Source organism: Ilumatobacter sp. (assembly GCF_039969435.1).
Taxonomy (GTDB): Bacteria; Actinomycetota; Acidimicrobiia; order Acidimicrobiales; family Ilumatobacteraceae; genus Ilumatobacter_A.
On sequence record NZ_JBDVNU010000030.1, the window covers coordinates 20,288 to 35,116 of the forward strand.

General features: G+C 66.0%; 14 protein-coding genes. 2 read left to right on the forward strand and 12 right to left on the reverse strand.

Annotated features, from left to right (window positions below; genetic code table 11):
* Positions 1-80: 80 nt before the first annotated feature.
* From ABJK40_RS15005 to ABJK40_RS15045, 9 genes are all read right to left on the reverse strand, one after another.
* Entirely contained in the window at positions 81-776 is a 696-nt protein-coding gene (locus ABJK40_RS15005; RefSeq protein WP_348482868.1) for a response regulator transcription factor, read from the reverse strand.
* A complete protein-coding gene (locus ABJK40_RS15010; RefSeq protein WP_348482869.1) occupies positions 773-1,996 on the reverse strand; it encodes an ATP-binding protein in 1,224 nt (407 codons plus the stop codon). Before ABJK40_RS15010 ends, ABJK40_RS15005 begins: the two co-directional genes overlap by 4 nt.
* A 4-nt stretch (positions 1,997-2,000) precedes the next feature.
* On the reverse strand, positions 2,001-2,714 hold the full coding sequence (gene phoU / locus ABJK40_RS15015) for a phosphate signaling complex protein PhoU (protein ID WP_348482870.1): 714 nt from the start codon (positions 2,712-2,714) through the stop codon (positions 2,001-2,003).
* Entirely contained in the window at positions 2,711-3,568 is an 858-nt protein-coding gene (gene pstB / locus ABJK40_RS15020; protein WP_348482871.1) for a phosphate ABC transporter ATP-binding protein PstB, read from the reverse strand. The genes phoU and pstB overlap by 4 nt, the downstream gene beginning before the upstream one ends.
* Before the next feature lie 44 nt (positions 3,569-3,612).
* Entirely contained in the window at positions 3,613-4,704 is a 1,092-nt protein-coding gene (gene pstA / locus ABJK40_RS15025) for a phosphate ABC transporter permease PstA (protein ID WP_348482872.1), read from the reverse strand.
* Complete coding sequence (pstC, locus tag ABJK40_RS15030; protein ID WP_348482873.1) at positions 4,701-5,681, reverse strand: phosphate ABC transporter permease subunit PstC; 981 nt, start codon at positions 5,679-5,681, stop codon at positions 4,701-4,703. Before pstC ends, pstA begins: the two co-directional genes overlap by 4 nt.
* A 146-nt stretch (positions 5,682-5,827) precedes the next feature.
* Positions 5,828-7,060, reverse strand: a complete 1,233-nt coding sequence (locus ABJK40_RS15035) for a phosphate ABC transporter substrate-binding protein PstS (protein WP_348482874.1) — start codon at positions 7,058-7,060, stop codon at positions 5,828-5,830.
* A 254-nt stretch (positions 7,061-7,314) separates the two neighbouring features.
* Positions 7,315-9,510 (reverse strand): polyphosphate kinase 1, encoded by a 2,196-nt coding sequence (gene ppk1 / locus ABJK40_RS15040; RefSeq protein WP_348482875.1) that lies wholly within the window; start codon positions 9,508-9,510, stop codon positions 7,315-7,317.
* Positions 9,511-9,524: 14 nt separating this feature from the next.
* On the reverse strand, positions 9,525-9,989 hold the full coding sequence (locus ABJK40_RS15045; RefSeq protein ID WP_348482876.1) for a hypothetical protein: 465 nt from the start codon (positions 9,987-9,989) through the stop codon (positions 9,525-9,527).
* Between the two features lie 276 nt (positions 9,990-10,265).
* Here ABJK40_RS15045 and ABJK40_RS15050 point away from each other — a divergent pair, with 276 nt between their 5' ends.
* Entirely contained in the window at positions 10,266-10,637 is a 372-nt protein-coding gene (locus ABJK40_RS15050) for a WhiB family transcriptional regulator (protein WP_348482877.1), read from the forward strand.
* A 4-nt stretch (positions 10,638-10,641) separates the two neighbouring features.
* Here the strand turns inward: ABJK40_RS15050 and ABJK40_RS15055 are convergent, their stop codons facing one another.
* The 3 genes from ABJK40_RS15055 to ABJK40_RS15065 form a co-directional block, all read right to left on the reverse strand.
* Entirely contained in the window at positions 10,642-11,646 is a 1,005-nt protein-coding gene (locus tag ABJK40_RS15055) for an amidohydrolase family protein (protein ID WP_348482878.1), read from the reverse strand.
* 152 nt (positions 11,647-11,798) lie between these two features.
* Positions 11,799-11,978, reverse strand: coding sequence for a twin-arginine translocase TatA/TatE family subunit (tatA, locus tag ABJK40_RS15060; protein WP_348482879.1), 180 nt, complete (start codon positions 11,976-11,978; stop codon positions 11,799-11,801).
* A gap of 84 nt (positions 11,979-12,062) precedes the next feature.
* Positions 12,063-12,362, reverse strand: a complete 300-nt coding sequence (locus ABJK40_RS15065; RefSeq protein ID WP_015440325.1) for a WhiB family transcriptional regulator — start codon at positions 12,360-12,362, stop codon at positions 12,063-12,065.
* Between the two features lie 375 nt (positions 12,363-12,737).
* Here ABJK40_RS15065 and ABJK40_RS15070 point away from each other — a divergent pair, with 375 nt between their 5' ends.
* Entirely contained in the window at positions 12,738-14,768 is a 2,031-nt protein-coding gene (locus ABJK40_RS15070) for a hypothetical protein (RefSeq protein ID WP_348482880.1), read from the forward strand.
* The last annotated feature ends 61 nt before the right edge of the window (positions 14,769-14,829 follow it).

Here is a 14,829-nt window from a genome sequence, read left to right on the forward strand (position 1 = left end):
GCCCCCACACCCCACCACCCCGACGTGAGCGAGACCCCGTTCCAGGACGGGGCGATCCTCACGTGGGGGGAACGAGGGGGTCAGCGGGAGTACTTGTAGCCGAGGCCGCGGATGGTCGTGATCCGTGTGGGACTGGCAGGGTCGACTTCGATCTTGCCCCGGAGTCGTTTGATGTGGACGTCGAGCGTCTTGGTGTCACCGACGTAGTCATGACCCCAGATCCGGTCGATCAGCGTCTCGCGCGGCAGCACACGACCTGCATTGGCCAACAGCAGGTGCAACAGTTCGAACTCCTTGAGCGGCAGGGTCAGGGACACGCCATCGACCGACACGTCGTGCTCGGAGGGGTCGAGCTCGACGCCGCCGACCTCGATCCGGTCCGACACCATCCGCGCCGTGTGGTCACCCGTGGACGACCGTCGGAGGAGCGCCCGGATCCGGGCCACCAGCTCGCGGATCCTGTAGGGCTTGGTGACGTAGTCGTCGGCACCGACCTCGAGGCCGACGACGGTGTCGATCTCGGCGCTCTTGGCCGTCACCATGATGATCGGCACCTGGCTCTTCTTGCGGAGTTGGCGGCACACGTCGATCCCGCTCACCTTGGGCAACATCACGTCGAGCAGCACCAGGTCGGGCGCCACGTCGTCGAAGCGGGCGAGCGCTTCGGCACCATCCGTTGCCGTCTCGACCTTGAAGCCTTCGCGCGTCAGGCCGATGATCAACGCGTCGACGAAGCTCGGTTCGTCCTCGACCACGAAGATGGTGGGAGCGCTCATGTGGTGTGTCCTTCGGTTCGCGGTTCGGCCTGCGTGGGCGATTCATGGTCGCGGGCATGACGGTCGCCGCCCGGATCGGGAGAGACGAGCAGACTGGCGGGGAGACGCAGCACGAAGGTCGAGCCTTCGCCCTCGGTCGACGACACGAGCACTTCGCCTCCGTGGTTCGACGCGACGTGGCGCACGATCGAGAGACCGAGCCCGGTGCCGCCGGTGACCCGGCTCCGTGCCCGGTCGACGCGGTAGAAGCGCTCGAAGATCCGGTCGAGGTCCCGCGCCGGGATCCCGTCGCCCTGATCGGCCACCATCACTTCGACGCCCCGATCGTCGCGCCGGGTCCGGACCTGGACCACCCCGTCGTCGCCGCTGTACTTCACGGCGTTCTCCACGAGGTTCCCGATGGCCGACACCAGTTGACGGCTGTCACAACGCACGACGATCCGCTCGGCGGAGTCGAACGCCGTCACCTGGACGTTCTTCGCGGCGTCGACCACGCGACCTCGAGCGATGGCCGAGGCGACCACATCGGCCAGCACGACCTCCTCATCCAGACGCGGAGCGGATTCGATGCGGGCCAATTCGAGGAGGTCGTCGATGGCGGCGACGGCGCGATGCGCCTCGTCGACCATCCGACCCGCGACTCGGGTGATCACCGCTTCGTCGTCTTCACCGAACAGTGCTTCTGCCAGCACGGCGATCGCACCGACGGGGGTCTTGAGTTCGTGCGAGATGTTCGCGACGAAGTCGGTCCGCATCGAGGCGATCCGGTTCCGTTCGCTCACGTCCTCGATCGTCGCAACGGAGAAGCCGCCCGGCATCGGCTCGGCGGTCAACTGCAACATCACCTTGGGTGGGCCGTGCAACACGAACTCGTCGTCGATCCGCACGCCCGATCGGCCCGCGGCCAGGACCTGGTCGACATGCTCCTCGATGATCACCCCGGCGTGCGTCCCCCGCAGGGCGGCGGCCGCGGCGTTGCGGTAGACGATCCGACCATCGGCGTCACCGACGACGACGCCTAGGGACAACTGGTCGACAGCGGCGCGCAGCGTTCTACCGATGCCGTCGGGTTCGTCGACCGTCGGCGAACCCTCGACCGGTGGCCGGACCCCGATCGCATCTCGGGGATCGAGGCGAGAGGGGGAGTTGCGTCGGAGCGAACCGATCACGACACCCATCGCCCCGCCGACCAGGAGGGCGATCACGACGGCTGCGATCATGACGTCAGGTCGGGATGTCCGACGCCTCGGGAAGATCGTCGCGGCTCTCCGCGTACGGAACCTGCGGAATCCATCCGTCGACGATGTAGCGAGTCCGCTCGCCGACGTTCACTGCATGATCGCCGATGCGCTCGTAGAAGCGAGCGACGACCGCGAGTTGTACTGCGACCTGCAGGTCGATCTTGCCGGCGGCGTGACTCTCGAAGATCACCTGGATGAACTGACGATGCAGGTCGTCGAGGTAGGTGTCCATGTCCTGCAGTGCGGCGGCGCGTACACCGTCGTTGTTGAGGTATGCCTCGGTCGCCTCCTTGAAGAGCAACGACGCCTGGCTCCCGCACTTCTGGATGATCCCACGGAGCTGGGAGTCGAGGTCGTGGCTGTAGATCCGACGCGCTGCCTTGCAGATGTTGACGCACAGGTCGGCCGAGCGCTCGACGTCGGCGATGATCTTGATCGCCGACACCAACGCTCGCAGGTCACTGGCAACCGGAGCCTGGAGCGCGATCTGGCTGAAGCACTGTTCCTCGATCTCGATCGACTTCGCGTCGTACGCATCGTCGCCCTTGATGACGTACTCCGCCCCTTCCAGATCGCCGTCGAGCAGGATCTCGGTGACGCGCGGAACCAGCTCGGTGACACCGGCGCCGAGCCGGGCGATGCCGGTCCGGACCTCGTCGAGTTGCTCGTGGAAACTGGAGCGGAGCTCCTGACTCATCCGAATCGTCCCGTCACGTAGTCCTGCGTCTGCTGTTCGGTCGGGTTGGAGAAGATCTTCTCCGTCGTGTCCATCTCGATCAGCCTGCCCGGCTTCCCCGTCCCTTCGATCGAGAAGAAACCGGTGCGCTCGCTCACCCGAGCCGCCTGCTGCATGTTGTGCGTGACGATGACAATGTTGTAGGTGTCCTTCAGCTCGAGCATCAGTTCCTCGATGGCAAGGGTGGAGATCGGGTCGAGCGCCGAACACGGTTCGTCCATCAGCAGCACGTCGGGCTCGACAGCGATCGCACGAGCGATGCAGAGACGTTGCTGCTGGCCGCCCGACAGGCTGGAGCCCGGCTTCTCGAGCCGGTCCTTCACTTCGTTCCACAGGTTCGCCCCGCGCAGCGACTGTTCGACGAGCGCTTCGGCATCGCCCTTGCTCATCCGCTTCGCGTTGAGCCGCTTCCCGGCGAGCACGTTGTCGGCGATCGACATCGTGGGGAACGGATTCGGGCGCTGGAACACCATGCCGACCTTGCGACGCACCGCGACGGGGTCGACGCCGGGCCCGTAGAGGTCGCGCCCGTTGATCACGACACTCCCGTCGACATATGCGCCGTTGATCACCTCGTGCATCCTGTTCAGCGAACGCAGGAAGGTCGACTTGCCGCAGCCCGATGGGCCGATCAGCGCCGTGACGGAGTTCGGGTTGATCGTCATCGACACACCCTCGACCGCCTTGAAGTCGCCGTAGTAGATGTCGAGGTCGGTGACGTCGATCCGATTCGGACGATCGACTGGCGAGTTCGGGTCGACGTCGCCGGTCGGCGCAGCCGCGTGCAGCTCGGGAACGCTGACGGATTCGGTCATGGAATGTGCCTTCGTCTGGAGCGGGGAGGGCGTTGCTCGTGCGGTCATTTCAGGCCCTTCGGCTTGAGGATGGTGGACAGGATACGTGCGATCGAGAACAGGACCATCACGATCAGGACGAGGGTGAGAGCCGCCGCCCAGGCTCTGTCGATACTGGCTTGGGGAGGCAGGGTCGGGAACTTGTAGGAGTTGTAGGAGAACACGGGAAGCGTCGCCATCCGGCCCGACATGGGGTTCCAGTTGACGTCGTTGGTGATGCCGACCGTCACCAGGAGCGGAGCGGTCTCACCGATCACACGGGCGACCGCCAGCACGATTCCCGTCAAGATCCCGGCGATCGCCGTCGGAAGCACGACCTTCACGATCGTCCTCCACTTCGGGACACCGAGCGCGTAGGACGCTTCACGCAGTTCGTTCGGCACGAGCCGCAGCATCTCCTCCGAGGTTCGCACCACCACCGGCGTCATCAGCAGGGTCAATGCGACCGCACCCGCCAGACCCGACGTGTGACCCGGGCCGTCGAGCAGCACGAACAACGCGTACGCGAAGAGACCCGCGACGATCGACGGGATTCCCGTCATCACGTCCACGAGTCCGGTCACGAGTCGGGAGAAGGCGCTTTCCTTGGCGTACTCGACGAGGTAGATCGCGGTGAACAGACCGAACGGGATCGAGAACAGCGCGGTCAACGCCGTGATGACGAGTGTTCCTACGATGGCCTGGTAGCCGCCGCCGCCTTCGCCGACCACCCCACGCATGGTCGTCGAGTAGAACGCCCAGTCGAAGCGGTTGGAGCCCCGCTCCACCACCGTCCAGAGGACGGACACGAGTGGAAGCAGGACGACGAAGAACGAGCTGGTCACCAACGCCTTCGCGACGCGGTCGGTCGCCTGTCGCGGCGACTCGACGATGCGCGACACGATCGCCGTGCCGATGACGTAGACGAGGAGCGATGCGACGACCCAGCGCGCCCAGTTCACCGAACCCGACGGGACCCAGGTGAGTGCACCGAGCGCCAGCGCGGCCACGACGATGCCCCGCATCGGCCAGCCGTCGAGGCTCCCGCTCGTCATGTCGTCGGTCGGGCGAGGATCGGTCACGGGCTCGTCGCGGACGAGTTCGTCTGTGGTGCTCATCCGTCTGCTCCCGAGAATCCGGCACTCGCGATTCGTCGAGCGAGTGCGTTGACACCGAACGTGATGACGAACAGCACGAGGCCCGTCGCCACCAGCCGGTTGACCGACAGCCCCGCAGCCTCGGGGAACTGGAGTGCAATGTTCGATGCGATGGTGTTCGAGTTCGAGTTCGTGAGTGTGTCCCAGAAGAAACCGAACGACGGCGAGAGGATGATGGCCACGGCCATCGTCTCGCCGAGTGCCCGTCCCAGGCCGAGCATCGCTCCCGAGATCACCCCCGAGCGACCATACGGAATGACCGCCTGGCGGATCACCTCCCAGCGCGTCGCGCCGAGAGCGAGGGATGCCTCTTCGTGGAGCCGAGGCGTCTGCACGAAGACCTCACGCGAGATCGCCGTGATGATCGGCAGGACCATCACCGCCAGCACGATGCCGACGGTCAGGGTGGAGCGCCCGCTCGGCGACAGGACGACGTCGGAACCGAAGAACGGGAGGAAGCCGAGGTTGTCCCGCAGCGGCGGGAAGACGCTCCGGGCGAGGATCGGTGCGAGCACCGAGATTCCCCAGAGCCCGTAGACCACGCTCGGGATCGCCGCGAGAAGGTCGATGAAGTAGCCGAGCGTCTGGGCGATCTTGCGCGGCGCGTAGTGACTGACGAAGAGCGCAACGGCGATGGCCACCGGAGTGGCCAGGAGCAGCGCGATCACCGAGATGTAGATCGTGCCGAAGAGGAACGGGCCGACGTACTCGACGAACCCCTGGTCACCGTCGAAGTTGGTGGCGTCTGCCGTCACCCCCTCACGGCCCTGGGTGAACAGGAAGATGGCGACGGCGCCGAGGGTGACCAGGATCGCCGCAGCTGCGCCGAACGACAGTCCGCCGAAGATCCTGTCTCCGAGACGGCCCACGGGCTCGTCGAGTTTGCGGTCGCTACCGGCGTCTTGTTCGCCGGTCGGCAACGGGTCGATGATCGTCACGTGACGTGTCTCCGGGCGGGTCGAGGCAAGGGGATGGAAGAATCGTCGACGATTGCGGTGTCGACGACGCCGTGGCCGACAACGTACTCCGGTGGGAGTTCGCTGCCGGCCACGTTCATCGGGGGATGTTCAGTCAGCCGATCGGATCAGCCGGCGACGGAGATCGCATCGATCGAGGCGAGGATCTCCTCGCGTACCTCGGCCGAGATCGGGGCGGAGCCAGCCGATTCGCTCGATGCAGCCTGACCCTCTTCGGAGCCGACGTAGGTCATGAACGCCTTGACGAGGTCGACTTCTTCCTGAGTCTCGTACTGGAGGCAGACGATGTGGTAACTGACCAGGGCGATCGGGTAGACCGAGGCATCGTCCGGAGTCCGGTTCACCTCGATGGCGAAGTCGAGGTCGTTACGACCCTCGAGCTGCTCGGATGCATCGACGATGCGGCCGGCAGCCTCGGGGCTGAACTCGACGAACTCGCCGGCGACGCCCACCGAAGCGGCGGGGAGGTCACCGATCTGGCTGGCGTCGGCGTAACCGATCGATCCCTCGCCGGCACCGACCGCTGCGACCACGCCGGACGTGCCCTGGGCACCTTCGCCGCCGCCGGGTCCGTCGATGTCCCACGGCTCGATGGCGCCGAAGGTCCACACGTCGGGAGCGGTCTGGCTCATGTAGTCGGTGAAGTTCTCGGTGGTTCCCGAGTCGTCGGAGCGGTGGACGGGGTTGATCGCGAGGTCCGGGAGTTCGGCATCGGGGTTGAGGTCGGCGATCGCCGGGTCGGTCCAGTTGGTGATCGTGTTGGCGAAGATGCCGGCGATCACTTCGGGGTTCAGGTTGAGGCTGTCCACGCCCGAGAGGTTGAACGGGATGGCGATCGGCGAGATGTAGTGCGGCAGGTTGATCGCTCCGTCGTCACCGGCGCAACGTTCCTGCGACGCAGCGAACTCCTCGTCGTCGAGGAAGGCGTCGGATCCGGCGAACGTGGTCGCACCTTCGAGGAAGCGCTCGCGTCCTCCGCCCGAACCGATCGGGTCGTACTCGATCGTCGCATCCGGGTTCGCCTCCTGGAAGCCGACGCGCCACCCTTGCATCGCGGCGTCCTGAGACGACGCACCCGCTCCGACGAGCGTTCCCGAGACAGGCCCTGCGGTGGCAGGTTCTTCGTCGGTTGCGTCGGTGCCGGCGGGCGCTTCGTCCGTTGCGTCGGTGCCGGCGGGCTCCTCTTCCATCGCGTCGGTGCCCGCAGGCTCCTCGACTGCGTCGGTGTCGGCGGTGGCGGCTTCGGTGGTGTCGGTAGCCGTGTCGTCGTCGCTGCTGCATGCGGCGGCGGCGAGGGTCAGGGCGAGTGCCCCGGTGATGATGCGACGTTTGCTGTTCACGCTGTCGTTCTCCAATGGTCGTTTCGTGGTGGGTTTCGGATCTCGCGCATCCCGACACGAACGATGGCCGGTCGGTGATGCGAGGCGCACGCTACGGACGCAAGGTGAACCGGTCGGCGAGATGGGTGAACGGAGGGTGAACGGACGTCGTCCATCGCGCGAACAACGGCCGGGGACCTCGTCCATCGAGGGATTCGGGCCGAAGAGGAGCAGCGCCGACGGCCGATCGGAGCCGGTCCGGGAACAGTCGGACGTCAGTCGGCGGTGCGTTTGCCGACGGACTGCTGCTCGACGGCCCACTCGTACATCAACGCCTGCGGGTGCGGTTCGAACGCATCGAGTGGGCCCACTCGCCGCCAGGTGTCGTCGGGCTGCAGGTCCCATGCCACCACGTCGGGTCGCAGCGCGAACTCGATGGCCTGGTCGAGCCACAGCACGTGGCGCGGGTGCACGATCGGCACGAGCACCTCGACGCGACGGTTGAGGTTGCGCGGCATCAGGTCGGCCGAGCCCGTGAGGTGGATCGCATCGTGCTCGGCGCCTGCGACGCGCTGACCGTCGATCACGTTCCCGTGGGCGAACCGGTAGATCCGGCTGTGCTCCAGGTAGCGGCCCAGGATGCTGCGGGCCCGGATGTTCTCCGACAACCCCGGCACACCGACACGCACGCAGCAGATACCACGCACGAGCAGGTCGACCCGAGTTCCCTTCGCCGAGGCCGCGTAGAGCGCCTCGGCCATGTCGGGGTCGGCGATCGAGTTGCACTTCAGCGTGATGTGGCCGTCCGGCCCGAACGACGCCTCGTGCTCGATGAGGTCGGTCAACTGTTGGCGCAGCTCGCGTGGCGCGACGAGCAGGGTCTCGTAGCCGACGGCGCGGCTGTAGCCGGTGAGGTGGTTGAACAGTTCGAGTGCGTCGTTGCCGACTGCGTCGTCACAGGTGAGCAGGCCGAGGTCCTCGTAGATCTTGGCGGTCTTTGCGTTGTAGTTGCCCGTGCCGATGTGGCAGTAGCGACGGAGTTGGTCGCCGTCGTCGCGCACGACGAGCACCACCTTGGAGTGCGTCTTCAGGCCGACCATTCCGTACACGACGTGGACGCCGGCACGTTCGAGCTGCTTGGCCCACTGCACGTTGGTGGCTTCGTCGAAGCGCGCCTTGAGCTCCACGAGGACCGCGACCTGCTTGCCGCGCTCGGCCGCTCGGATCAGGCTGCGGATGATCGCACTGTCGCCGCCGGCGCGGTACAGCGTCATCTTGATCGACTGCACCTTGTCGTCGGCCGCCGCCTGGGAGATGAACTCCTCGATACTGGTGGCGAAGCTCTCGTACGGGTGGTGCAGGAGCATCGCGCGCTGGCGGATCGCGTCGAAGATCGGTCGATCGGCCTCGTCGGCTGCGACGAGTCGCCCGGCGGTGACCGACGGCCACGGCTCGTCCTTGAGATCTGGCCGATCGAGCGCCATCAGTTCCCACAGGCAGCTCAGGTCGAGCAGGGAGCGGTGGTAGGTGACGTCGTCGTGGGTGATCTCCAACTCGCGCACCAGCAGTTCGAGGATCTCGGGGCCGACGTCGTGAGCGACCTCCAGTCGCACCGCCTTGTTGAACCGACGTCGCCGCAGTTCCATCTCGACCGCTTCGAGCAGGTCTTCGGCGTCGTCCTCCTCGAGCGTGAGATCGGCGTTGCGGCTGACGCGGAACGGCGCCCACTCCTCGACGATCATCCCGACGAACAGCGTGTCGAGCTTGGCGGCGATCAGTTCCTCGACGGGGATGAACCGTCCGGTCGCCACTTCGACGAGGCGCGGGAAGATGTTGGGCACCTTGAGGCGGGCGAAGCGTCGATCACCGGTGTCGGGGTCGGCGACGTTGACCGCGAGCGACAGGGCCAGGTCGCTGATGTAGGGGAACGGGTGACCGGGGTCGACCGCCAGTGGCGTGAGGATCGGATAGACGCGCTCCTCGTACCACGCGTCGAGCGCTGCCACCTCCTCCTCGGTCAGGTCGGCGTAGTGGACGATGCGCACGTCGTGCTCGGCGAGCGCCGGGACGAGACGGTCGACGAATGCCGTGTCGAGGTCGTCGATCAGGTCCGGCACACGGGCCATCACGTCGACCAACTGCTGGGCCGGCGTGCGACCGTCGGGCGTCGGACGATCGAGCCCGGCGGCGATCTGGTCCTTGAGGGCGCCGACGCGAACCTGGAAGAACTCGTCGAGGTTCGTCGACGCGATGGCGCAGAACTTGGCGCGCTCGAGCAGGGGAATCCCGGGCTCGGACGCGAGTTCGAGCACTCGTTCGTTGAAGGCGAGCCAACTCAGTTCACGGTTGAGGAACCGCTGGTCGGTGTCGGTGCGGACGGCGCCGTCGTGCGCAACGAGTGGAAGCGCCGGTGACGTGTCACCCGACCGCGAGCGCCCGCTCGGCGCCGGCCAGGACGACTCGTCGCTCACGATCCGGACCCTGCTCAGGTGTCGGCGGTGTCGACCGACGCCGCATCGGTGGCGTCGTCGGTGCCGGCGGTGTCGGCCTCGGCAGAACCCTCGGCCTCGGGAGAATCTGCACCGGAAGCGACGGCGGCGGTGGCTTCGTCGGACTCCGCGGCGGCGGCCTCGGCAGCTTCGGCACGCTCTTCGGCGGCGTGGCTGCTGGTGATCGGCTGAGTGACCACACCGAGGTCCCACTCGATCGAGATCATCTCCCGCTCGGCGTCACGTACGATCCGCTCGCGGTTGCGACGGAACTGCGGATCCTCGCGCGGCAACAGGACGAGGCGGGCCAGGCAACGGGCCCGGAACTCGTCGAGGGTCTGTCGGTCGCCCCAGTCGCCGTACACCTCCCAGTGCGGAGACACCGGGCCCAGGTAGACGATGCGTGCGTGCGCCCTGGGTTCCGTTGACTCCGTGCGGTCTGACATGGCGAGGTCTGACATGGCGCGCACTCTATCGACTGGGGCACCGCTCGCCGCCCGGCCCGCGAACGACATCGATGTCATCTGGTTGTGTTCTACATGTCAGTTCTGTTACGGTTGTCTGACGCTGTCGACATGATGACGATATCTGTCGCAGAAGCAACGAGATCGAAAGATCCACGGCCGCTCCTGGCACGAACCAGGAAAACGAACGAGAAATCGGGAACCGTTTGCGATTCCCGAACGTCAACATGGGGTATCGGTGTCGCCATCGACACCCCGTCAGGAAGGATGCGCATGATCAAGCGAAGCAAGAGAGCAGCCCCTCAACGAACCGGCAACGGTCTCAGCGCCGAAGCGATCGCAGAGCTCAACGGCCGCCCCACTTCACTCGCCACCGCTCCTCCGGACCCCGACTCGGAGAGCGCATGGATGTCCGAGGGCAACTGCCGCCTCCATCCTCCCGCCACGTTCTTCCCGAGTGACGGAGTCGGAGTCGACAAGGCCCGCAAGATCTGTCGTGACTGCCCGGTGATGGGTCGCTGCCTCGAATACGCCCTCGAGGAACGCATCGACCACGGCGTGTGGGGCGGCTGTTCCGAGCGGGAACGCCGGCGGATCCTCAAGACACGACGCCAGGAGGCCGCCGAGGTCTCCGTCTCGGTCTGACGGCTCAGTCGAGCGAGTACACCCGCCTGGCCGTTCCGGCGAACATCGTCGCCTGCTCCGGCTCGGAGAAGTCGGCGACGAGCTTCTTCATCGCGTTCCAGTAGGTGCCGTAGGAGAGCGAGAAACGGTCGACGGGGAAGTTGCTCTCGAACATGCAGCGCTCGGGCCCGAAGCACGCAATGGCGTGTTCGTACCATCGTCGTTGCACCGCCAGGAACTCGTCCGACGTCGGCGGCCTCCCGGCCTCGTGGAATCCGAAGCCGTTGTCCGGCATCGCGAGACCGCCCAGCTTGGCGACGGTGTTGGGGCAGGCGGCGATCTCTGCGATGTCATGCTTCCACGACTCGAAGATCTCGTCGTGACGTCCTGCGTCCGAGCCGATCGCCACGGGGCTCCCGAAGTGGTCGAGCACCATCGTGGTGTTCGGAACCGCACGAGCGAGCGCAGCGAACTCGTGGTTCTGATAGTGGAAGTGCCAGCTGTCGTACGTCAGCGCACGCTCGCCCAGTCGCTCGACGCCACGCCGGAACGCGGGATCCTCGAACTTGCCGGCAGCATTCGCGCCGGGAATCAGGTGCGCTGCCGGCTCGCGTGACAGTGCGAGTGCATCGCGCACACCTCGCAAACGGCCCCGGGCGGCGGCGACGTGCGCGTCGAGCACGTCGTCCAGGTCGTCGATCGTCAGGTCGACGCCCGCCACGATGCCGACGATTGGCGCGGCGTGCGGGTGACGCACGGCGAGATCGTCCGCACTCGACGCGACGAACTCGGTTTCCCCGAGCGATCGGCGCTCCAGCGGCCCGTCGACGCGATACGACGCGTGACATTCGACGAACACCGTCGCGACGATGTCGTGTCCTGACGTGGTGTCCGCGACGAGGTCGTCGACCCCGTAGGGCAGAGCGCCGCCGTCAGGCCACAGATGGTGGTGCGGATCGACGATCTCCCGGGACGGATCGAGCGGTGCTTCGTCGATCTGAGCGAGCCACTCGGAGGAGGAGGGAGTCATCCGCCGACCGTAGCCACTCCGCCATCAGCGTCGAGACGCGGACGACCCTCGACCGTGATGGGCCGAGGGTCGGTCGCAGTTGTTCGAGAGGGTGAACGGCGGGACGCGCCGTGAGGTGTCGACCTCGGAGAATCGACGGCGGCGTCGCGCCGTCAGGAGTCGGCGACGGTCTTCTCCTCGTCGGAGGAGTCCTCGGCCTTGGCTTCGGCGAGGCTGTCCTTGAATTCCTTCTGAGCCTTGCCGAGGTTGCGAGCGAGCTTGGGAACCTGTGCGCTTCCGAAGAGCAGCAACACGACGACCAGGACGATGATGACTTCGTTTCCTCCGAACATGCTGTCAGGGTAGCGCACACGGAACCGACCCCACCGTCGCTTCCCCGAACGCGTGCGGCAGCGCCTGCGTGGGCGTGGGCGTGCTCAGGCGCCGATGGTGCTGCGGGCGACCTGTGCGCGCTGGCGGCGGATGCGTCGGCGCTCGCGCTCGGACAGACCACCCCAGATGCCGAACTTCTCGCCGTTCTGCAATGCGAACTCCAGGCAGTCGTGACGCACCTCGCAGCCTCGGCACACTTCCTTGGCTTCACGCGTCGAGGCACCCCGCTCGGGGAAGAACAGATCGGGGTCGACTCCGAGGCAGTTCGCGCGATCGTGCCAATCCGGGTCAGGTTCGACCGGTGTGGCACTGATCGTGATACTCGACGTGGTGATGAATTGCATGTGATGGACCTCTCCTGCCGGGCGCCGGGTCCAGTGGCGGTGCGAATGGGTGCGAACGATGTGGCTGATCCGGCCCTCACGACCGCCGTTTCCCCAGGGTGACGACGGTGCTTGACGCGACCGGAACAACGTTGTAACTACAGCAGCGTCATTCTGCCAGAGTCGTGACTCGATTCGCAAGGGGCCATCGAAGTTTTCGCGCGGAGGGCGCGAGTTCCTCGCGCGCAACGCGCGAATCGAGAGCGGACGCGCCCGGTGACGACCAGCGGCTCACGACGCCCGGACCGGATGCGGTCGGCAGGAGTCCTGCGTCGCAGCCACAGATGTCACGGGCCTGCTGGGGCCCCGCCTCGAAGGGCGCGGTACGGTCGACCCATGAGTGCACGATTCACGTACTCGGCATGGGACGGAACGCAGACAGGCTTCGAGTTCGATGCCGACGCCGCCTTCGACGAGTTGACCGACGAACTCCTCTATCACGGCGACGTCAATGCGGCACTGCGGCGAATGATGCAGGAGGGGATGCGCGACCGCGATGGAAACCAGTTGTCGGGTCTGCGCGACCTGCTCGAGCAGTTGCGCGAGCAGCGCGAGCAGCGTCTGGCCGACTCGAACCTCGGTGGCGTCTACGACGAGATCAACGACGAACTGAACGACATCCTCGACGAGGAGCGTCACGCGATCGACAACGCGCTGCGCGACGCCCAGAACTCCGGCGACCAGCGACGCGCCGACAACGCCGAGGCCGGGGCGATGGAGAAGAACATGCGCCTCGACCTGATGCCCGACGACCTGGCCGGCAAGGTCCGTGAACTCAGCCAGTACGACTTCGAGTCGAAGGAGGCCAAGCAGCGCTTCGAGCAGCTGATGGACAAGCTGAAGGAGCAGCTGACGCAGCAGATGGTCGACCAGATGTCGGGCGCGATGCAGAACATGTCGCCCGAGGACATCGCCCGGATGAAGGACATGATGGCGTCGCTCAACGAGGTGCTGGAGGCACATCAGCGCGGTGAGGACACCTCCGACGCCTTCGCCGAGTTCATGGAGGAGTTCGGCGACTTCTTCCCCGAGAACCCCGAGACGGTCGAGGAACTGCTCGAGCAGATGGCGCAGCGCATGGCGGCCATGCAGGCGATGATGAACTCGATGTCGCCCGAGCAGCGCGCACAGCTCCAGGAGTTGAGCGATCAGCTGATGGACGACATGGACCTCCAATGGCAGATGGGACAGCTCAGCTCGAACCTGCAGCAGATGTTCCCGCAGATGCAGTGGAACCAGAGCTACGACTTCGAAGGCCAGGACCCGATGGGGTTCGCCCAGGCGATGCAGGCCATGCAGGAACTCGGCGACATCGACCAGTTGGAGAACCTGCTGCGCAATGCGTCGTCACCGTCTGCACTCGCCGAAGCCGACATGGACAAGGTCCGCGACCTGATGGGCGACGACGCCGCCAAGTCGCTCGAGCGTCTCGCGGAGTTGACCAAGCAGTTGGAGCAGGCCGGCTTGGTGGAGAACAAGGAGGGCAAGCTCGAACTGACACCGAAGGGTCTGCGCAAGATCGGCTCGAACGCGCTCAAGGAACTCTTCTCCAAGATGTCCAAGGACATGGCGGGCCAGCACGAGATGAGCCAGTTCGGTGTCGGTCACGAACGCACCTACGACTCCAAGGCCTACGAGTACGGCGACCCGTTCCAACTCGACCTGAATCGCACGATCCGCAACGCACTGACGCGCCGTGCCGGCACCGGCGACACGTCCACCCCCGTGCGCCTCTCACCCGATGACTTCGAGATCGAACGCACCGAGCACCTCACCCGGTCGGCCACGGTGCTGATGCTCGACCTGTCGCTCTCGATGCCGATGCGCGACAACTTCCTGCCGGCCAAGAAGGTCGCGATGGCGCTGCACCACCTGATCTCCACGCAGTTCCCGCGCGACTCACTCGGCATCGTCGGGTTCTCCGAGACCGCGCGCATCCTCACCGCCGAGCAACTCCCCGAGGTGTCCTGGGACTTCGTGTACGGCACGAACATGCACCACGGGTTCACGCTGGCCCGTCAACTCCTCGCGCGCGAGTCGGGCAACAAGCAGATCATCATGATCACCGACGGCGAACCCACGGCGCACATCACCCCCGACGGCTACCCGTTCTTCAACTATCCGCCGGCGCGCGAGACCGTGGAAGCGACACTGCGCGAGGTCGTGCGCTGCACGAAGAGCAACATCCGGATCAACACGTTCGGCCTCGGCGCCGACGGATCGCTGCGGGCGTTCATCGAGAGGATGACGGAGATCAACCAGGGTCGGGCGTTCTTCACCACTCCGGAGAACCTCGGCGACTACGTCCTCGTCGACTTCCTCGACGGCAAACGCCAGCAAGCCCGCGCCGGCCGCCGCTCCGCCTGAGTCGGTCCTTCTGGTTCTGAATGAATCGGACCAACTCCACCCCCGACCTCACACCAGTCGG

What these genes read in the sequence shown, in the direction of transcription:
- ABJK40_RS15005 (WP_348482868.1), bottom strand. Translation starts at nt 776, where the DNA reads ATGAGCGCTCCCACCATCTTCGTGGTCGAGGACGAACCGAGCTTCGTC.
- ABJK40_RS15010 (WP_348482869.1), bottom strand. Translation starts at nt 1,996, where the DNA reads ATGATCGCAGCCGTCGTGATCGCCCTCCTGGTCGGCGGGGCGATGGGT.
- phoU (WP_348482870.1), bottom strand. Translation starts at nt 2,714, where the DNA reads ATGAGTCAGGAGCTCCGCTCCAGTTTCCACGAGCAACTCGACGAGGTC.
- pstB (WP_348482871.1), bottom strand. Translation starts at nt 3,568, where the DNA reads ATGACCGAATCCGTCAGCGTTCCCGAGCTGCACGCGGCTGCGCCGACC.
- pstA (WP_348482872.1), bottom strand. Translation starts at nt 4,704, where the DNA reads ATGAGCACCACAGACGAACTCGTCCGCGACGAGCCCGTGACCGATCCT.
- ABJK40_RS15045 (WP_348482876.1), bottom strand. Translation starts at nt 9,989, where the DNA reads ATGTCAGACCTCGCCATGTCAGACCGCACGGAGTCAACGGAACCCAGG.
- ABJK40_RS15050 (WP_348482877.1), top strand. Translation starts at nt 10,266, where the DNA reads ATGATCAAGCGAAGCAAGAGAGCAGCCCCTCAACGAACCGGCAACGGT.
- ABJK40_RS15055 (WP_348482878.1), bottom strand. Translation starts at nt 11,646, where the DNA reads ATGACTCCCTCCTCCTCCGAGTGGCTCGCTCAGATCGACGAAGCACCG.
- tatA (WP_348482879.1), bottom strand. Translation starts at nt 11,978, where the DNA reads ATGTTCGGAGGAAACGAAGTCATCATCGTCCTGGTCGTCGTGTTGCTG.
- ABJK40_RS15065 (WP_015440325.1), bottom strand. Translation starts at nt 12,362, where the DNA reads ATGCAATTCATCACCACGTCGAGTATCACGATCAGTGCCACACCGGTC.
- ABJK40_RS15070 (WP_348482880.1), top strand. Translation starts at nt 12,738, where the DNA reads ATGAGTGCACGATTCACGTACTCGGCATGGGACGGAACGCAGACAGGC.